The 18,562-nt window shown below is 60.6% G+C and carries 12 protein-coding genes; 7 read left to right on the top strand and 5 right to left on the bottom strand.

The window, feature by feature from the left end:
- Positions 1 to 62 precede the first annotated feature (62 nt).
- From D6858_RS04910 to D6858_RS04925, 4 genes are all read left to right on the top strand, one after another.
- Positions 63 to 1,289 carry an MFS transporter gene (locus tag D6858_RS04910; RefSeq protein ID WP_120107683.1) on the top strand — a complete coding sequence of 409 codons (1,227 nt, stop codon included), beginning with the start codon at positions 63 to 65 and terminating at the stop codon, positions 1,287 to 1,289.
- 64 nt (positions 1,290 to 1,353) lie between these two features.
- The gene (locus D6858_RS04915) at positions 1,354 to 2,355 is read left to right on the top strand and encodes a LacI family DNA-binding transcriptional regulator (protein WP_120107686.1); all 1,002 of its coding nucleotides are present in this window, start codon (positions 1,354 to 1,356) and stop codon (positions 2,353 to 2,355) included.
- Between the two features lie 87 nt (positions 2,356 to 2,442).
- Positions 2,443 to 3,207, top strand: a complete 765-nt coding sequence (locus D6858_RS04920; RefSeq protein WP_120107689.1) for a carboxylesterase family protein — start codon at positions 2,443 to 2,445, stop codon at positions 3,205 to 3,207.
- Between the two features lie 12 nt (positions 3,208 to 3,219).
- Complete coding sequence (locus D6858_RS04925) at positions 3,220 to 4,104, top strand: endonuclease/exonuclease/phosphatase family protein (protein WP_120107692.1); 885 nt, start codon at positions 3,220 to 3,222, stop codon at positions 4,102 to 4,104.
- A 53-nt stretch (positions 4,105 to 4,157) separates the two neighbouring features.
- Here D6858_RS04925 and D6858_RS04930 read toward each other — a convergent pair whose 3' ends face one another.
- Together D6858_RS04930 and D6858_RS04935 are read right to left on the bottom strand one after the other, a co-directional pair.
- On the bottom strand, positions 4,158 to 5,651 hold the full coding sequence (locus D6858_RS04930; protein ID WP_120107694.1) for a glucoamylase family protein: 1,494 nt from the start codon (positions 5,649 to 5,651) through the stop codon (positions 4,158 to 4,160).
- Positions 5,652 to 5,735: 84 nt separating this feature from the next.
- Complete coding sequence (locus D6858_RS04935; protein ID WP_120107697.1) at positions 5,736 to 8,768, bottom strand: TonB-dependent receptor; 3,033 nt, start codon at positions 8,766 to 8,768, stop codon at positions 5,736 to 5,738.
- A gap of 223 nt (positions 8,769 to 8,991) precedes the next feature.
- Here D6858_RS04935 and bglX point away from each other — a divergent pair, with 223 nt between their 5' ends.
- Complete coding sequence (bglX, locus tag D6858_RS04940; RefSeq protein ID WP_120107699.1) at positions 8,992 to 11,343, top strand: beta-glucosidase BglX; 2,352 nt, start codon at positions 8,992 to 8,994, stop codon at positions 11,341 to 11,343.
- A 117-nt stretch (positions 11,344 to 11,460) separates the two neighbouring features.
- On the opposite strand, the gene D6858_RS04945 is transcribed toward bglX, so the two are convergent.
- From D6858_RS04945 to D6858_RS04955, 3 genes are read right to left on the bottom strand one after another with little or no spacing between them, the layout of a single operon-like run.
- Positions 11,461 to 13,056: a DUF5060 domain-containing protein gene (locus tag D6858_RS04945; RefSeq protein ID WP_205664877.1), complete on the bottom strand. Its 1,596-nt coding sequence runs from the start codon at positions 13,054 to 13,056 to the stop codon at positions 11,461 to 11,463.
- Between the two features lie 34 nt (positions 13,057 to 13,090).
- A complete protein-coding gene (locus tag D6858_RS04950) occupies positions 13,091 to 14,086 on the bottom strand; it encodes an aldo/keto reductase (RefSeq protein WP_120107702.1) in 996 nt (331 codons plus the stop codon).
- Positions 14,086 to 15,654 carry a rhamnogalacturonidase gene (locus D6858_RS04955; RefSeq protein ID WP_165859636.1) on the bottom strand — a complete coding sequence of 523 codons (1,569 nt, stop codon included), beginning with the start codon at positions 15,652 to 15,654 and terminating at the stop codon, positions 14,086 to 14,088. Before D6858_RS04955 ends, D6858_RS04950 begins: the two co-directional genes overlap by 1 nt.
- A 144-nt stretch (positions 15,655 to 15,798) precedes the next feature.
- Between D6858_RS04955 and D6858_RS04960 the strand changes: the two genes are divergently transcribed.
- Both D6858_RS04960 and D6858_RS04965 read left to right on the top strand, forming a co-directional pair.
- Positions 15,799 to 16,527, top strand: a complete 729-nt coding sequence (locus D6858_RS04960) for an SDR family oxidoreductase (RefSeq protein ID WP_120107706.1) — start codon at positions 15,799 to 15,801, stop codon at positions 16,525 to 16,527.
- A gap of 35 nt (positions 16,528 to 16,562) precedes the next feature.
- The gene (locus tag D6858_RS04965) at positions 16,563 to 18,557 is read left to right on the top strand and encodes a right-handed parallel beta-helix repeat-containing protein (protein WP_120107708.1); all 1,995 of its coding nucleotides are present in this window, start codon (positions 16,563 to 16,565) and stop codon (positions 18,555 to 18,557) included.
- The last annotated feature ends 5 nt before the right edge of the window (positions 18,558 to 18,562 follow it).

Below are 18,562 nucleotides of genomic sequence, written 5' to 3' on the forward strand. Positions count from 1 at the left end.
GGGATGGACAGGCAGCGAAGGCCGCACAGACCCGGTGTGCTAACTGTGAAAGCGGCGCATCTGTGAACGCCCTTCACGACGATCGGCCCCCTCGCGGCCGTGGCGCACAATCGACACGATTCCTCGTGCTCTATGCTCTGGCTGCCGCCGGCGGCGCGGCTTCCTATGCACCGTTTCTTTCGATCCTGCTGCCACTGCAAGTAAACGCGCAGTGGGGGGCGGAGGGGATTCGCGTGCTGTCCTATTGTGCGTTTATCGGCGCGGTAGCGGCCAGCGTGTCGAATATCGTCGTGGGCTGGCTGAGCGATCTGACCGGTTCGCGCCGCGGATGGATTGTCGGAGGCCTGATTTTGTCGAGTGTGCTGCTGCTTTCGATGCGCTTTGCCGAAAATATGTCCACGTTGCTGGCGATGATCGTCGTGTGGCAGATTGGGTTGAACATGATGCTCAACCCGCTGATGGCGATGGCGGGGGATCATATCCCGGACGAACAGAAGGGGATGTTGGGGGGCATGCTGGCGCTCTCACCCGCCGTTGGCGCGCTGGTCGGAGCGCTGGTGACAATCCCCGGTTTTGCCGATGCGGGACTGCGCGCAACGCTGATTACGGCCATAACCACGCTTCTGATCGTTCCACTGCTTGCCTTTGGCCGACCGGTCGCGATCCCGGCATTGGTTACCCCTGTTGCTGCCGATACGGCATCGGGCACTTTGCCTCCCCTCATCACCGGACACGCCGTGCGCCGGATGTGGCTGTCTCGTTTGCTGATACAGATCGGTGAAGCGACCATGTTCGCCTTCCTGCTTATGTGGTTTATTTCGCTGGACCACACGCTGACCGAGAGCTTCACCGCCCGCCTGTTCACAGTCGTGCTTTTCGCTGCGGTCCCGCTGGCGATGGCAGTCGGCCAGTGGTCGGATCGTGCAGGGAAACCGTTCATGCCGCTGGTTGTTCTTTCGGGCATTGCCGCTTGCGGAATGCTGACCATTGCGCTGTCGACCACATCGACAGGCGGAGCGATCGGATATGTCATTTTCGGACTCTCGGCAGGGGTGTTTCTTGCCCTTCATTCGGGGCAGACGCTCCGCATCCTGCCTCGGCCGCAGACGCGGGGCCGAGACCTCGGCCTCTTCAACCTCACCAACACTGTGCCTTCGCTCATTATGCCCTGGCTGACGCTGGCGCTGGTGCCATTGTTCGGGTTCGGGACGCTGTTCATGATACTGGCCGGTCTGTGCGCCATCGCATGCGTTCTTTTGGCGACGATACGGGGCAAGGCCACAGCATGATCTTCATTCGCAGCATGGGTGGATTTGACACCCATTTCAGTTACAAGTCGGAAATGGCTGGGGCATGGTAACAATCAGAGAGGTGGCGAAAGCCGCCGGAGTATCGGTCGCGACGGCGTCGCGCGCACTTAACGGTCTGTCGATCGTGACCGCCGAAACACGCGCCAGGATCGAAGCCGCCGCCGCAGAACTCAATTATGTTCCGCACAGCGGCGCCCGCAGCCTGACGCGGCGCAAGACCGATGCCATCGGTGTGATCCTGCCCGATCTGTTCGGGGAATTCTTTTCCGAGATGATCCGCGGCATCGATATGGCGGTGCATGGCGCGGGCAAGCATCTGCTGCTCGGCAACATGCATGGCAGCACGGAAGAGACCGTGCTGGCCATCAAATCAATGCGCGGCCGGGTCGATGGATTGCTGGTGATGCCGCCCAATTCGCGGGCGGAATCGCTGGGGGATACAGCCACATGGCAAATCCCCACCGTTCTGCTCAACGCTCAGCCACAAAACGGCGATATCCCGTTCGTGTCGGTCGATAACTATTCCGGGGCGCGGATGGTTACCGAACACCTGATCGAACGGGGCGCGCGCAAGATCGTGCATATTTCCGGCCCTGCCAGCAACCGCGACGCGAGCGAGCGGATGCAGGGATATCGCGACGTACTGCGCGAACGACTGGGCGATACCCATCCGATCATTCTTCCCGGCAACTTCCGCGAAGATGCCGGGCGCAATGCCGCGCAATTGCTGCTCAACCGGGATTTCGCCTTCGAGGCGGTGTTCGCAGCGAACGACATGATGGCGGTCGACCTGATAGCTGAGCTGACCCGCGCGGGGGTGCGCGTCGGGCGCGATGTACTGGTGGCCGGGTTCGACGATATTCCGCTGGCGCGCTACATATCGCCTCAGCTGACCACCGTGCATTCGGATATCACCCGCCTGGGATCGTCCGCAGCAATGATGCTGTTACGTCTGCTGAGCGGAGAGGAACTGGGCACCGATGCGGGAATAACCATTTCCCCCACACTTGCCGTTCGTGCGTCCACCACAGGCGCATCGGTTTAACCCGATGCGAATGCGAAGGCCCCGGATACAACGGCTTGTGCCGAATTATGTAACCGATTACATTGGCCGATCAGGAGAGGAACTGTAATGAACATCGCCATCCCCAAAATCCTGCTCGCCTGCGTCTCAGCAGTCCTGCTGTCGGCATGTGTCACTCCGCAGTCGCGTGCTGCCGAGCCGCTGGCGGTCGGCCAGCATCCACAACCGGCGATCGAGGCGGATGGATATCCGTATCAGTTATTCCTCCCCGCCGGGGCCACACCCGCAGCGGCGAAGGACACCGGCCAGACATTTCCGCTGTTAATCTTCCTGCACGGATCGGGGGAGCGCGGAGACGATATCGCACGGGTCAAAGTCCACGGCCCACCCAAAGTGGCCGATGCCGACCCCAATTTCCCGTTCATCCTCGTCTCGCCTCTGCTGCCTGCGGAACAGGATTGGGATATCGCCAAGCTCGACCATATCGTCGACCATATCGTCGCCTCTCTCCCGGTAGATCGCAGTCGTATTTATCTGACAGGGTTGAGCCGGGGCGGGCACGCCACCTGGCGCTGGGCCGCGGCAGAGCCCAACCGCTTCGCGGCGATCGCTCCGGTCGCGGGACGCGGCGACACGACCACCGCCTGCGCGCTGCGGAACCTGCCTGTCTGGGCATTTCACGGCGACCGCGACGATGTCGTCTCACCAGAAGGCAGCTTTGCCATGTCGCGGGCGATCCGGGCCTGTGGCGGACGCATTTCGCGGCTGACGATCTATCCGGATCTGGGGCATAATGCCTGGGATCCCGCCTATGCCGAGCCAGCCCTCTATCTCTGGCTGCTGTCGCACCGTCTGAACGTATCCGTGAAGTAACTGGCTGCGACTGTGCTCCGCGGTTTGCTTGCACTTGTCCTCGCCACCTTGCTGGCAGCTTGTGTCACCACTCCGCAAGGCGGCATTGCCACGTCCGGCGAAATCCGTGCGATGACTTATAACATCCGTCTGGACCTTGCATCGGACGGGGCAAATGCATGGCCCCATCGTGCGGACATGGTCGCGGCGGTGATCCGGCGCGAGGCCCCCGATATTATCGGAATGCAGGAGGTTCTGCTGCATCAGAAGCGCGACCTCCAAACCGCTCTGCCAGACTACACATTCATCGGTGTGGGCCGCGACGATGGAGTGGAAGCAGGGGAGTTTTCTCCCCTCGGCTGGCGGAAAGAGCGGTTTGAAGCGATCGATGCGGGCGCGTTCTGGCTCTCCCCCACACCGGGGGTGCCCGGCAAGGGGTGGGACGCGGCCTATCCCCGCATCGCGACGTGGGCCGTGTTGCGCGACCGGCGGAGCGGACAGCGGATACGCGTACTCAATACGCATTTCGACCATGTCGGCACCATCGCCCGCGACCGCAGCGCACATATGATCGCGGACTGGGTGGGGCAGGCGGAGTTCGCAGGTAAGCCAACCATTGTGATGGGCGATTTCAACGCCGGGCTATCCAGTGCGCCGATGGCGATCCTGACAGGCGCAAACAGGGTGCGTTTGCGCGATTCCCGCAACGCCAGCGAAAGCGCTCCGTACGGGCCGCCGGGGACATTCACCGGCTTCCATTTCGATGCTGCCGATGCCGAAGCAATCGACCATATCTTGGTATCGCCCGGATTCAGAGTGCTGCGCTATGCAGTGATTACGCAGCATTGGACGGGGCGCTTACCGTCCGATCACTATCCGGTCGTTACCGATCTGAAGATGGGTCGGCAGGGCGACTGACAGGGCACGGGCCCGGCCAGCAGCTCTGCCGACCGGACAGCTACAAAGGGAGCTCAATCCGCCGGTTGGTCCAGCCAGCCGCCCTTGAACCCCAACCGCTCCAGACCGCGACGGATATGCGGATTTTTCCGCATGGTTTTCCAGACCAGGCCGCTGCGATGGTTTTCCATCATCGCCAGGATCGGGCCCTGATCGATGCCCAGATAATCGTTGGCCACCCAGCCCAGCTTCGGATCGGTCTGCCCGGTGGTGGAGCCGGCTTCGACGAAGGTGAAGCTGGGATTGATCGCGTCCTTGAACCCATAGCGGGTGTAGAGGCGATCTCCATACTTGTCCTTCATCGCCATCAGCGCCGGGATCGCGACTTCAGGCGCGAAGGCGACTGAGCCGCCTGCCGCGGTCGGTACGATAGTACCGTCGTCGATCACACGGATCGCGCTGACGCCTCGCGCCGAATAGGTCAGGAAATCGCGCGGCTTGCCGTTTACCGAGTACTCGCCGCGCGAGTATTTCGGGCCGTCCGACGCGGTCCAGCCCCAGATATCGCCGCTGTAATCCTTCCATTCGTTGGGATTATCCGCGCCATATGCCCGCTGGCTCAACGTGGCGAAGCGGCTGTTGCGGAAATAGTCGCTGCCTTTCCCGCGCATAAAGTCGTCCTGAATGCCGCGGAAATCGACCCACACGTGGCTGTATTGGTGGCCGAACATCGGTTCGAACTGGAGGTGTTCGTATCCGTAGAACGTGCCCCAGTCGTCGTTCAGCTTCTTCGCCCAGCCCTGATCCCACGCATCCTTGCCGACCGGGTGGGTGGGGGAACCGAGCGCCAGAACATAGACCAGCATACCTTCGTTGTAGCCGATCCAGTCGGCCCGTTCCCAGCCATCCTCTGGCTTCCACCCCATCGTGATGCCGTGGGAATCGGGCAGGTTGATCGCCTGCGTACCGGTGGTGTTGCGCTGCGCCCAGTCCCATTCGACCCGGCGATAGATCTTTTCCGCCAGATCGCGAATTTCCGCCTCGACCGGATTGTCGCGGTCGTAATAGCTCTGCGCGAACAGCGCGCCGCCCAGAAACAGCGTCGTATCGACCGTGGAAAGCTCGTTGGTCTTGTACCGCGTGCCGTCGTCGTACCGCAGGAAGTGGTAGAAGAAGCCTTTGTAACCTGTCTTGCCCGATGCCTCCGGCCCTTGCGGGGCGTTCCAGTAAAACGCCAGACAGTCGCGGGTGCGCTGCGCGGCCTGATCGCGCGTGACATAGCCACGCTCGGCGCCGATCCCGTAAGCGGTCAGCGCGAACCCGGTGGCCGCAATCGACGAAAAGGTGCGGTTCGGCCACCGATCGGGCGCGAGGCAGCGTTCGGTATCGGTGGTATCCCAGAAATAGCGAAAAGTGCGCTGCGTCAGCTCTTCCGAAAATGCCTCCACCGCCTGTGGCGAGGCCTGCGCCGGTTCAATGGGGGCAGGCGCGGGGGCGGGGGCGGGAATAGTAGCGCACGATGCCAGCAAAGTGGCACAGGCAAGCGTAGCGAAGGCGGCAGGCTTCATGGCGTTGTCACCTTAATCTCTTTCACGACAATAAAAAATCAGGCGCGCGGTCAGAGGGAGCGACCGCGCGCCTGTTCACCAGTCCTAGAATTCAAAACCGACCGAGAACTTGAATGTACGCGGGGGGTTACTTCCCGTGCCGACTCCGTTGATCTGCAGATAACGCGGATCATTCGGATTGGTGAAATAATTGGTGTAGTTGCGATCGTTGAACAGGTTGATGATGTCCATCCGCAAGCGCAACCGCGACTGATCGTTGATGAAGGGGAACGCGATGTATTTCGTGACCGCGACATCCATCTGGCGGAAGCCCCACCGGTCGCCGTTGCCATTCGCTTCGTTCGAAACCACATCGCGCGAGGGGTTTTCCCCACCCGTGTTGATGAAGCTCTTCACATACGGCGGCGAAGCAATCACGAATTTGCCCGACAGCGCCGCGCCGATCGGCAGATCGACCGACCCGGCCAGCACCAGGCGATGCTTGCGTACCCCATTGGAGCGAGTCCACGGATAATCGTCAATCGATGGATAATCGAGCGCGAAGGTTTCGCCGAAGTTCCGGTTCTCTTCAGCCAGCGTATATGTGTACGTCCCGCTGAAGCTCCACGGAGATGCCTGTGTGTAGTTCTTGACCAGCTTGAGATAACCACTGTCGGCATTGGTCGCGAGACCATTGGTGCCGATAATGATCGACCCAAAGCCCGGAGGGGTATAGCCCCAGGGCGTTTCGGGTGTGGCTGGTGCAGGGGGGAAGAAGCTCCCGTCTTCCCGGCGATTGCCGATCAAGTAGGCGAAACCATCCCGGCTGGAGATATGGGTGTACCCGACCTCCGCAGTGAACAACGGAGCCAGCTGGCCGCGCAGGCCCAAGCTGAACTGGTCCGAATACGGCACTTTCAGATCGTTGTTGATGAAGCGCAGTTCGCGCCCGCCACCCGCACCGGCGTTGGCAACGAGTTGTGCGCGGCCTTCTTCGGTCAGATAGATCGGATCGAACGGCACACAAGTCGGGCTGGCGGTGCAAGTGTTGTTCGGATCGCCCGTCAGGAAGTTGAACGTGCGCGTGGTGTAGGAACCGACGCTGATTTCCTGCTGGAGGAAGTCGAACTGGTTACGGTCGTACGACCGGCCATAACCGCCGAACAGTACGAAACGATGTGCATCGTCGATGGCATAGGAGAACCCGATGCGCGGCTGGAACGCCCCCTTGAACGGGTGGCGGTTTTTGCCGTTCGAGATAAAGTCGTTGATGTTGTAATCGGCGCCGACAAGATTCGGATAATTCTCAGGCGACACCGCCGCCACCGCGTCTGCCGGGGTTACGAAGTCGAGATAGGCGGGCGTCTCTTCGTAATCCCACCGTACACCGAGATTGAGCGTCAGCCGGTCGGTAACGTCCCAGTCATCCTGAATATACAAACCCAACTGGAAATTCTTCGATTCGACAACCGGGCTGCCGTTGCCCGTGTCATAGCCGAACTGGACGCGGTACGGGATCGTATCGTTGAAGGAGCCGCCATTCGGATTGTACGCTGTGTTGTAGGTGTACACCGGGTTGAAGTTGCCGAGCTGTTGCGAACGCAGCGTCACCCACTTGGCCTTCACCCCCATTTTAATGGTGTGGTTTTCCAGCCCGACCCAGGTGAAGTCGTTCTGAATTCCGAAGCCCTTCTGCCCCTTGTCCTGATAATTGGAACCGCCACCCACGCGCAATATGTTGTCCGCACGATAGACAGTTGGCGACGATGGGTTTTCAAGGTTCGGGCCAGCATAATTGAACTGGTAGCCATTGCCGAAAACGAGCGGCGTCGGCGCCCATTTCACATCTTCATATGTCAGTTTCAGATCGTTGATGAAACTGTCCGCTGTATGCTCCCACCGCAGCAGGCCGCGCTTCTCCTGCACATCCTGCGAACTGATGGTAGAACGCGCATTGCTTCCGCTGCTCAGGAATTCGCCGCTTTCCTTGCGGTATTTGCCCGACACTTCGATCAGGTCGCGCGAAGTCGGTGATACGTCGATCTTACCGAAATAGAGATCTTCGTCGAAAGTCGCGTTGGTTGGCCCGAATTCGCTCTGATATTCTGTCGGGAAGTACGACACATCGAAGTCGCCGCCCGGACGAATGTCACGCGGCAGTTCGCGACGCTTCCCTTCGTAGGTGAAGAAGAAGTGCGCGACATCCTTCACGATCGGGCCACCAATAGCACCACCGAACTGATAATCTGTCGACGGGGCCTTTGCGCCAGACTTCAGTTCAGTCGGGGTCGAATCACGCAGGCTTTCATCGGTGTAATCGATGAAAGCTTCGCCGTGGAATTCGTTGGTGCCCGACTTGGTCGCTGCAGTGATCGCCACCGAGCTGACCTGATCGAACTCCGCCTTATAGTTGGAGCTGATGACCCGGTATTCGCCAATTGCGAGCTGTGGGAACGGGTTGCCTTCGGACGAATCCTGACCGGTAATGCCGTTCTTGAGGACATAGTCCTTCTGCCCGACGCCATCGATAAACACATTCACCGTGCGGCTGTTCTGGGCGCCGCCCTGAATGCGCGACTGGCCATTGGGGTTGGCCACTTCCACACCAGGGGCAAGGTCTGCAAAAGCCAGGAAGTTGCGGTTATTCTGCGGCAATTGTTCGATTTCACGCGGGGTGATGTTTGCGCCCACCGCGCCGCCTTCCAGCGTGCGGATGCGCGAACCGGTCACGATGATCGCGTTGTCATCCTGCCCCTCGGCCACAGGCTGCGTTTCGGCTGTGGCCAGATCGTCCAGATCGAGGACAGCGTCCTGCGCCACCGACAGCACAAAATTATCCGTCCGGCGCACACCATTCTCGGTGGTGAATTCGAGATAGTAAGTTCCTGCAGGCAGCGAGGCGAAGTTATAATTGCCCGCTCCATCCACTGTCACGGTGCGGCGGAAACCGGTGTTGGTTTCGATGACCGTGACTTGCGTTGCGCCCGTCACGTGGCCGCGCAGCGAAGCATTCACCTGTTGTGCGTGGGCCGGAACTGCCAGACCGACAGCCATAGCGCCCCCGGCAGCGCCAAGCGCAAGCGCGGTGGCAAGCTTACGGACGGTGAACGAACGCGCGTTTAGGTGGAACACCTTCATCAAACTCCTCCCCTGATGGCCCGGCGCATTGCCGCGACCGCTAATGAACGCCGGCTTCTTCCCCGGCTGTTCGAATCGAAATTGCCTGCCCGAATCAAATTTGGCATGTGGCTTGTAACCGGTTTCATATTGTCTGTATAGCCATGCCCGACAAGAGCGAATCCGAACATCCGGGAAATCGATGGCCGCCGCTTTTCCGCCGGGGCCGATATGGGAGGGACGAATGAGCCGTTTCGGCAAGACATTGATGGCAAGCGCAATTTCACTGGCAATGGCGAGCTGTGCCAGTGCGCGGGCCGATACGCCGCAACCGATAAATGCCAGTGGAAACGCGCCTGCCGTCGCTGCGGATACCGCTGTTCCGATCGAGAAGGCCACACCTGCCTGGGCGCACAACGATCCGAAGATGAATGCGTTCATCGACAACCTGATCGCGCAGATGACGCTGCAGGAAAAAATCGGCCAGCTCACGCTGCTCACCAGCGACTGGGAATCGACCGGGCCGACGATGCGCGACAGTTACAAGCAGGATATCGCCGCCGGTCGGGTCGGCGCGATCTTCAATGCCTACACCGCCAAATACACCCGCGAGCTGCAACAGGCAGCTGTCGAAGGGACCCGTCTGAAAATCCCTCTGCTGTTCGGGTATGACGTGATCCACGGGCACCGCACCATTTTCCCGATCTCGCTGGGCGAAGCGGCCAGCTGGGATATGGCGGCAGTGGAAAAATCGGCGCGCGTGTCCGCCGAGGAAGCTTCGGCAGAGGGCATTCACTGGACCTTCTCGCCAATGGTCGATGTCTCGCGCGATCCGCGCTGGGGCCGCATTTCGGAAGGGGCGGGCGAAGACGTCTATCTCGGCAGCAAAGTCGCCGTGGCGCGTGTGCACGGTTATCAGGGCACCGATCTTGCCGCGACCGATACAGTGCTGGCCACGACCAAGCATTACGCCGCCTATGGCGCGGCGCAGGCGGGGCGTGATTACAACACCGTCGACATTTCAGAGCGCACGCTGCGCGATGTCTACCTCCCACCGTTCAAGGCAACGGTGGATGCCGGTGTCGCGACGATCATGACATCGTTCAACGAATACGATGGCATCCCGGCCAGCGGCAGCAAATATCTGCTGACCGATGTTCTGCGCGACCAATGGGGCTTCGACGGGTTCGTGGTGACCGACTACACCTCGATCAACGAGATGGTTCCGCACGGTTATTCCAAGGATCTCGCACAAGCTGGCGAACAAGCGATCAACGCCGGGGTCGATATGGACATGCAAGGTGCCGTGTTCATGGAAAATCTTGAGAAATCGGTGAAAGAAGGCCGCGTCAGCCAGGCAACCGTCGACCGCGCTGTGCGCCGGGTGCTGGAAATGAAATACCGCCTCGGCCTGTTCGACGATCCCTATCGCTATTCCAACGAAGCGCGCGAGAAGGCGACGCTCTATAAGCCGGAATTTCTGGAGGCTGCGCGCGATGTGGCGCGCAAGTCGATGGTTCTGCTGAAGAATGAAAACAACGCGCTGCCGCTGACGGCGTCCGCCAAATCGATCGCGCTGATCGGCCCCCTGGGCGACAGCAAGACCGATATGATCGGCAGCTGGTCCGCCGCGGGTGACCGCCAGACCCGGCCGATTACAGTGCTTCAGGGCCTTAAGGAACGCGCACCCAAAGGAACCACAGTGGCATATGCCAAAGGTGCCAGCTACGAGTTCGCGGACGCAGGCAAGACCGATGGCTTTGCCGAAGCACTGGCACTGGCCAGCAAGTCGGACGTGATTATCGCCGCAATGGGCGAGAAATGGGATATGACCGGGGAAGCGGCCAGTCGCACCTCGCTCGATCTGCCGGGCAATCAACAGGCCCTGCTCGAACAGCTTGTGGCCACCGGGAAACCGGTGATCCTGCTGCTGATGAGCGGCCGCCCCAATACGGTCGGCTGGGCGGATCAGCACGTCGCCGCCATTCTTGAGGCGTGGTATCCCGGCACAATGGCGGGCAAGGCAGTCGCGGATGTTCTGTTCGGCGATTACAACCCCTCGGGCAAACTGCCGATGACTTTCCCGCGCACGGTCGGGCAGGTTCCGCTCTACTACGATCAGAAGAACACCGGTCGCCCGATCGAACTGGGTGAGCCGGGGGCAAAATATGTGTCCCGTTATCTGAACACGCCCAACACGCCGCTGTATCGTTTCGGTTACGGGTTGAGCTACACCAGCTTCTCCTATTCACCGGTAACTCTGTCGGCCCCGTCGATGGCTGCCAACGGCGCCATCACGGCCAGCGCAACAATCACTAACACCGGCAAGCGCGCGGGCGAGGAAGTTGTGCAGCTCTATGTTCGCGACCTCGTCGGTTCGGTCACCCGTCCGGTGCAGGAATTGAAGGGCTTCGAGAAAATCATGCTCAAGCCGGGCGAAAGCCGCAACGTCAGCTTCACCCTCCGCCCCGCCGATCTGGCATTCACCCGCGCCGATATGTCGCATGGGTGGGAACCGGGCGAATTCCAGCTCTGGATCGCCCCTTCCTCCGGCGCAAAGGCGAGCACACCGGTCACTTTCACTGTAACCGAGTAAAAATGTGGCGAGTGGGCAAGGTGCTCTGGCCGGGAATAATGCCCGGTAACGCATCTGCCCACTCAGAACATCGGCCCCACATCCACGGCCATTACTTCACGCTAATGGATCCTGAGCCTAACCGTTGCCGCCAATCCGGCGCAGCCTGATCGCCTGATAGGGTCGCTGCGGCAAGGCGATCGCGCCGGTCGATGGCGCGTGAAGTTCGTACTCATTCCCGCGCGACAGTTCGATAACGCCGTCGACTTCGGTGACGGTCATGTTCCAGGTGTCGAGAATATCCGCCTTGTATGAACCGGCGGCGCTGTCTTCGCGCGCGGGCAGGGCGACGGTCCATTCCGCCGGGCGCGTGTCACCGAAATAGACAAGGTAATATTCGCCTTCCTTGCCGGCGACATGATAATTCCACCACGGCTGGATCGGATCGATACCGGGGGCAGGCCCTTCTTCCATGATGCGTTTCAGAAACGCGAGGCGCGGCGCGCTCTCCCCTTGCAGGGTGCCGCCTTGCCCCAGCCACGAATGATCGGGGTTGCCACTGGCGGCGTATGTTTCGCTGTGGCCGACATACGTGCCGCCGATCAGGCCGTGCCAGAACCGTTCGACCATTTTTTCAGCCGACAGATTGCCCCACCGCTTGTCGATATCGCCTTCGTAAACCACTTCGTCGAAGATCACCGGTTTCAGCGCGAACGCACGGTGGAGTTCGGCGCGGATGCTATCGTCCACTGCCGCGCCATTCTGGATGCTGGCATGAGTGATCCACGGCTTGCGATGGTCGTAATACCGGCGGATATTGTGGATCGATCGCAAACGGTCGTGCGGATCGGCATCGACAAGTGTGCGGAACAGATGGTCCCAATCCTCTTCCGATTTCGATTCGATCAGATCGAACTCGTTCGCCATCGACCACCAGACATTGCGAAATGCCCCGAAACGCGCGGCGACATAGCGGACATAGGCTTCGTCATCGCTGCGCGACATGTCGGAATATCCGCGCACGGGATCGTAAGGCTGGTAAAGAATGACATCGGCCTGAATGCCCAGATCGCCCAGCCGCCGGATCTTGTCTTCGAACCGCCGGAAATAGGCCGGATCGAAACGGGTCGCATCCCAGTCTTTTGGCCCTGCCCCCGTCCGCACGAACGGATCGGTGGCCACCGATGCGACATTGGGGAAAACCAGCATCCGCATCTTGTTGAACGGCGCCCCGGCCAGCGTGGCCAGCGTTTGCCGACATTTTTCGGCCGATTGCAGCGCCCATGAATAGCTGGTCGTGCCGATCTGGCGGAAAGGGGTGCCATCGGCATGGACGAAGTGAAACCCGTCGTCGCTGACCACCACCGGGCCGTGATTGCCCGACTGCGGCGCAGTGGCGATGCACTCGCCAGTCAGCCCGGACAGAGACGGTGCGTTGCTGCGGCTGTTCCATCGCCACACGCCCGTTTCAGGCGGGCTGAAACGCACGCGATACACGCCGTCCCCATCATAGAAGCCCGGCACTTCGATTGTCCGGCCGGCGCCTTCGAAAACAATCGACAGCTGCGTATCGCGGAAGGGATTGCCCCCCGCCGGACCGTTCAGGGCAACTTCGTAAAAGCCCCACTGTTCGATTTCGCCCTGCCCGCGCACTTTCGCAAGCGCAGGCTGGACAAAGCCCACCGCCCCCAGCGCCACGGCATTGGTGAAAACCGCTCTGCGACTGATGTTCACGATAATGCCTCTCCTCTTCCGCGATGCATGGGGTTCAGCCCGACCGCTGAAGTCCCCCTTGCAGCAAGCCCTGATTCGCGAGGTCTTCCCACAGCGCGTCGGGGATCGTGATGGCCATCAGATCGATCGCCGCATCGACCTGCCTGACCGACGCCATGCCCGGCACCACGGTTGACACCTGCGGATGCACCAGCGGAAATTGCACCGCCGCCGCGATCAGCGGGACACCGTGCGCTTCGCAGATATCCTCTATCCGGCCCACCCGTTCCACAATCGCCGGGGGTGCCGGTTCATAGTTGAAATTGGGCGGCGTTCCCCCGCCGCGAACCCCCTTGGCCAGAATGCCCGAGTTATACGGCCCGGCCACGACCAGCTTCACCCCTTTTCGGGCGCATAGCGGCAGCAGGCTGTCTGACGCCTCCTGTTCCAGCAAGGTGTAACGCCCGGCCAGCATGATAATATCGATCTCGCCCGCGTGGATCATCTCTTCGCAGACGGCGATTTCGTTCACACCGATGCCGATCTGCGAAACATCCCCGGCGTCGCGCAATTCGCGCATCGCCCGATAACCGCCTTCCATGAATTCAGCGAACAGGCGCGGGTGATCGGCCCCGTGGGCAAACGCCCCGATATCATGAGCATAGAGGATATCGATCCGCGCGCGCTTCAGCCGCGTCAGGCTTTCCTCATACGATCGCATAACCGCGTCGTAGCTATAGTCGAAAACGCTTTCGAACGGCTCCGGCGACACGAACGCCTGTCGCAAGGAAGACAGATCGGCATCGGGCCGTGGATCGAGCCGCCGCCCAACCTTCGTGGACAGAATAGCGGTTCCTTCAGGATCCAGTTCCGCCAGCGCAGCGCCCAGCCGCTTTTCACTCAGCCCGAACCCATAATGCGGCGCGGTATCGTAATAGCGAATACCCGCCTGCCATGCGCGGTGAACCACCGCGCGCGCATCCTCATCCGTCATCGGCCGGAAAAGGTTGCCGATCGATGCGGCGCCAAATCCCAGATCCTGCGGGCCCATCACGCCAGCCTTTCCATATGTTCGACGGTAATGTTGCGGCTGTCCTTACGCGACACCGCCTCTTTCCCTGCGGCGGACGAAAGAACATTCCTGATGATCGCGCCTTCGACATGGCGCAAGGCAACCGCCGGGCGCGCATCGTTGCTTTCGGTCGTAAAGCGACAGTCCTGCACGATCAGTCGCCGCGCATGGCGCGCCCAGACACCTTGCGCGGGCAATGTCTTGAGGTAGCTGACCTCAAGGCTCGTCTCGCGCCGGTATTCGGGTTCCCGCGCGGCATCTTCGGGTGTGCCTCCCCCTCGCGCGCTCATCGTGATCCCGGCGAAAGTCACGTCTTCGACCGGCGAATCCGCGATGCCTTCGACTCCGCACGGATAGCGCGCATCCGCGCCCGATATCTGGCAATCTTCGAACCGGACCCGACGGATGCCCTGTATCGGGGAACCTTTGGGCGCACGCATACGCGCGCCGTGATGCACGAAAAGCGGGTGATTGACAGGATCGCGGATCGTGACACCGGACACAGTCACATCTTCCATGATGCCGCCATCGACGATCCCCACCAGAATTCCCCGCGAATTGGTACAGATGCAATCGCTGATCTGTATATTGCGGAAGCCGCCGGTCGTTTCCGTGCCGAGCTTGATCCGCCCGAGAACGCCTATCCCGTCGGGCGAGCCATAGCCGGATTTGCGATACGTCCCGTCGAGCAGCGATCCCATCTGATATCCGCTGGTCTTGCAGCCGCGAATCTGGATATCCTCGCAGATAACGGCGCGACCCAGTGCATAGCTGCTTTTCAGCACGATGGCGTCGTCTTTCGGGGCGTTGACCGTGCAATTGGTGACGCGCACATCGCGGCAGCAGTCGATATCGATCCCGTCGCGGTCGGTATCCACCACGACGCCGTCGATCGCCATATTCGTGCAACCGTGGGCGATGATCCCGAAATGGCCGCCCTGCAGGATCGTGAAATCCTGCAATTGCACCCCGGTGCAGTTCATCAGGCCGATAGTCTTGTTGGCCCGCCCGACCTGATCCGCCTCATGCTTGTTACGCAGCATCAGTTCCCTGGGGCTGATGCCCAGCGCCTTTGCCGATTGCCAGCTATCGCGTTTCCACCAGTGGTCGCCGGGGCCGGCACGGTCCAGCCCCGCGCCATAGATCAGACCGCGCCCGACGATGGCGATATTGGTCGCGCCATCGGCATAGATCAGGCTGTTGTGCACATGGGTGATGCCGAAATCCTGAAACTGCTGCTCCAGATAGTTTTCCGGCGGGTCGTAGTTCTGGCCATATGCGCTGGGGTCCGCCGCCTCAATCACTGCCCCTTCGGACAGCGCGAGCGTGACATTGTCGAGCAAGCGGATCGAGAAACTGAGATATCGCCCCGGCGGAACGCTGACTACGCCGCCGCCCCTCTTCGCCGCCGCCGCGATGGCGGCATTGATCGCGCCGCTGTCGATAACATAGCCATTACCACGCGCGCCGTGATTGCGAATATCCTCTACCACGCCGGTGGCCATCGCCCGGGCCGTTGCCGCGGGGCAGGCCGCGAGAGCCGCCATCAGGCCGATTGCAGATCGTCTATCGAGCGATAAGTCTGCGCTTGCGCCTTCTTTAAACATAAGACATCATATGAATTCGCATCTGGCATGTCTATGCTGAAGTTTAGCGAAGATACCGTACCACACCACTTGGGAGAGAACTGCATGTCGCGTCTTGAAGGCAAGGTTGCCCTGATCACAGCTGCCGGACAGGGCATCGGCCGCGCCACCGCCGAAGCTTTCGTGCGCGAGGGCGCGCGCGTCATCGCAACCGATGTCCGCGCCGACGCGCTCGACGGACTGGAAGGGGCCGAATGCCGCCAGCTCGACGTCACCAACCCGGACGCCGTGAAGGCAATCGCAGCCGACCTCCCCGACATCAACGTGCTCTACAATTGCGCCGGCTACGTCCACGCCGGCACGATCCTCGACTGCGAGGAAGACGCGTGGGACTTCTCATACAACCTCAATGTCACCGCCCAATACCGCATGATCCGCGCGGTTCTGCCTAACATGCTCGCGCTTGGCGGCGGGTCGATCATCAACATGTCGTCCGTCTGCTCCAGCATCAAGGCGGTGAACAATCGCTTTGCCTATGGGGCCACGAAAGCGGCGGTGATCGGGCTGACCAAGTCGGTCGCGATCGATTATGTGACCAAAGGCATTCGCTGCAATGCGATCTGCCCCGGAACGGTCGAAACACCGTCGCTGATCCAGCGCCTTCACGACACCGGCGATTTTGAGAAGGCCTATGCCGAATTCACTGCCCGACAGGCGATGGGCCGCTTTGGCCGGGTCGGGGAACTGGCTGCACTGGCGGTCTATCTCGCGTCGGATGAAAGCGCATTTACCACCGGCACGGTGAATGTCATCGACGGCGGCTGGGTCAACTGACCTGCGCCGCAATATAATAACAAGGAGAGAACCCCATGATCGGCAAGGCCGTTCGAACCATCCCATTCGCGGCGGGGCTGTTGTGTGCCACCTCTGCAATGGCACAAGTGACGATCCACCTTTCGCCCAAAGGTAATGACAGCAATCCCGGAACGGAAGCGAAGCCTGTAAAGTCGCTTGAGAAGGCGCAGGAACTGGTTCGTGCCAAAAATGCTTCCAACGATGTGACTGTGATCCTAGCGGATGGCACTTACCGGCTGACGAAGCCGCTGATCTTCCGCCAGGCGGATGGCGGACAGAAAGGTTACTCCGTCGAGTGGCGCGCGGCAGATGGCGCGCATCCGACGATCACGTCCGGCATAACCGTCACCGGATTTCGCCCATATGACAAGGAACGCCACATTTATGTCGCGGATACACCCAAGGGGCTGGATACGCGGCAAATCTGGATCAACGGCACACGCGGCGAAAGCCCGTTTGTCGAGATCCCGCTGGAAGACCTGAAATTCAGCGCGACCGGTTTCGAAGTAACCAATCCGGAATATTCCTGGCTTGCCGACATCGCCCACCCCGACCGGGTAGAGGCGGAGGCGACCGGCATCTTTACCGACCGGTACTCCCCGGTGGAATCGATCGATGGCACGCGCTTCACTATGTCGCAGCCGGCGTGGGACAACAACACATGGGGCTATGACACGGCCAGCCAGCCCCTGTTTCCCGAAGAGTCGCGGTTCTTCCTTCGCGGGGCGTTGGAATTCATCGGCAAAGTGGGCCAATGGCACTCGCGCTGGCACCAGTGGGTAATCCATCCCGACGAAGGCAAGCTGTATTTACGTACCGGCCAGGACGAAAACATCTCCGATCTCGATGTCGTCGTCCCCACGCTGGAAGTGCTTGTATCGATCAGCGGCACCCCCGATGCTCCGATTGAGAAGCTGTCCTTCCGCGGGCTGCGGTTCTCGCACACGTCGTGGCTCGGCCCGTCGCGCGACACCGGATACGCCAACCAGCAAAGCGGTGCCTACCTGAGCGATATCTCGCCGCTTCATCCCGACGATGCCTGGAAGAACTGCGGCTGGGGCTGTGTCGAATTCGAATCGATGCGCCTGAAATGGCACCAAATTCCGGGTGCGGTTCAGGTGTCGGCTGCACGCGACATCACGTTCGAAGGCAACACTTTCAGCCAGCTTGGACAAGTGGCGCTGGGCATCGGCAATGAGCCGCTGGCCCACGAAACCGGGGTCGGGCTTGCAACATCGAATATTCGCGTTGCGCGCAATCGCTTTGCCGTGCTGGCAGGCGGCGCGATTATGGCCGGAGGGGTGCGAACCGATGCCCACCACCCGTCTGACCCTGCGCTGATCAATCGCGACCTGCGGATCGAAGACAATGTGATCCATCTGGTCAGCCAGGATTACAAAGACAATGCCGCGATTCTCTCCACCTATTTCGACGGGGCGACAATCGCGCACAACGACATCAGCGGAGCGCCTTATGACGCGATCGCTACCGGCTGGGGCTGGGGTTATAACGATGCAGGCGGCAACCCCAATTACGATAAGAACCAGAAGGGCTATGTCCATAACCCGCGCTTTCAAACATCCACCACACTGCGTAACACCGTGGTCGAAGGCAATCGCATCCATGGCGTGAAACAATGGTATATGGATGGCGGTGCGATCTACAATCTGTCGGCCAATCCGAACGCGATTATCCGCCGCAATCACATTTTCGACATCAACGGCAAGATCGCGATCTACCTGGATGAAGGCAGCAAGCACTTCACGGTCACGGAGAATGTGGTCGACACCGACGGCGTGTGGCTGAACATCAATACCGCCGGGAAGATGTACGATCAGGGCATCTCCACCGACAATCGTGCGCTGGGCAACTGGCGCAATTCGCTGAAAACCGGCGGGCGCTGGCTGCCAGACGTCGGCAATGATGCGCGGGGCAACCATCTGGTGCCGGACTCGGACTGGCCCGCTGAAGCCTTGAAGGTGATTGAGGAAGCCGGCCCTCGAAACTGACCGGC

This window comes from Tsuneonella suprasediminis (assembly GCF_003605755.1).
In the GTDB taxonomy this organism is placed as follows: domain Bacteria; phylum Pseudomonadota; class Alphaproteobacteria; order Sphingomonadales; family Sphingomonadaceae; genus Tsuneonella; species Tsuneonella suprasediminis.

Excerpts from the sequence above, each read along its gene's own strand:
- D6858_RS04915 (WP_120107686.1), top strand. The coding sequence starts at position 1,354 with ATGGTAACAATCAGAGAGGTGGCGAAAGCCGCCGGAGTATCGGTCGCG.
- D6858_RS04965 (WP_120107708.1), top strand. The coding sequence starts at position 16,563 with ATGATCGGCAAGGCCGTTCGAACCATCCCATTCGCGGCGGGGCTGTTG.
- D6858_RS04930 (WP_120107694.1), bottom strand. The coding sequence starts at position 5,651 with ATGAAGCCTGCCGCCTTCGCTACGCTTGCCTGTGCCACTTTGCTGGCA.
- D6858_RS04920 (WP_120107689.1), top strand. The coding sequence starts at position 2,443 with ATGAACATCGCCATCCCCAAAATCCTGCTCGCCTGCGTCTCAGCAGTC.
- D6858_RS04960 (WP_120107706.1), top strand. The coding sequence starts at position 15,799 with ATGTCGCGTCTTGAAGGCAAGGTTGCCCTGATCACAGCTGCCGGACAG.
- D6858_RS04950 (WP_120107702.1), bottom strand. The coding sequence starts at position 14,086 with ATGGGCCCGCAGGATCTGGGATTTGGCGCCGCATCGATCGGCAACCTT.
- bglX (WP_120107699.1), top strand. The coding sequence starts at position 8,992 with ATGAGCCGTTTCGGCAAGACATTGATGGCAAGCGCAATTTCACTGGCA.
- D6858_RS04955 (WP_165859636.1), bottom strand. The coding sequence starts at position 15,654 with ATGGCGGCTCTCGCGGCCTGCCCCGCGGCAACGGCCCGGGCGATGGCC.
- D6858_RS04935 (WP_120107697.1), bottom strand. The coding sequence starts at position 8,768 with ATGAAGGTGTTCCACCTAAACGCGCGTTCGTTCACCGTCCGTAAGCTT.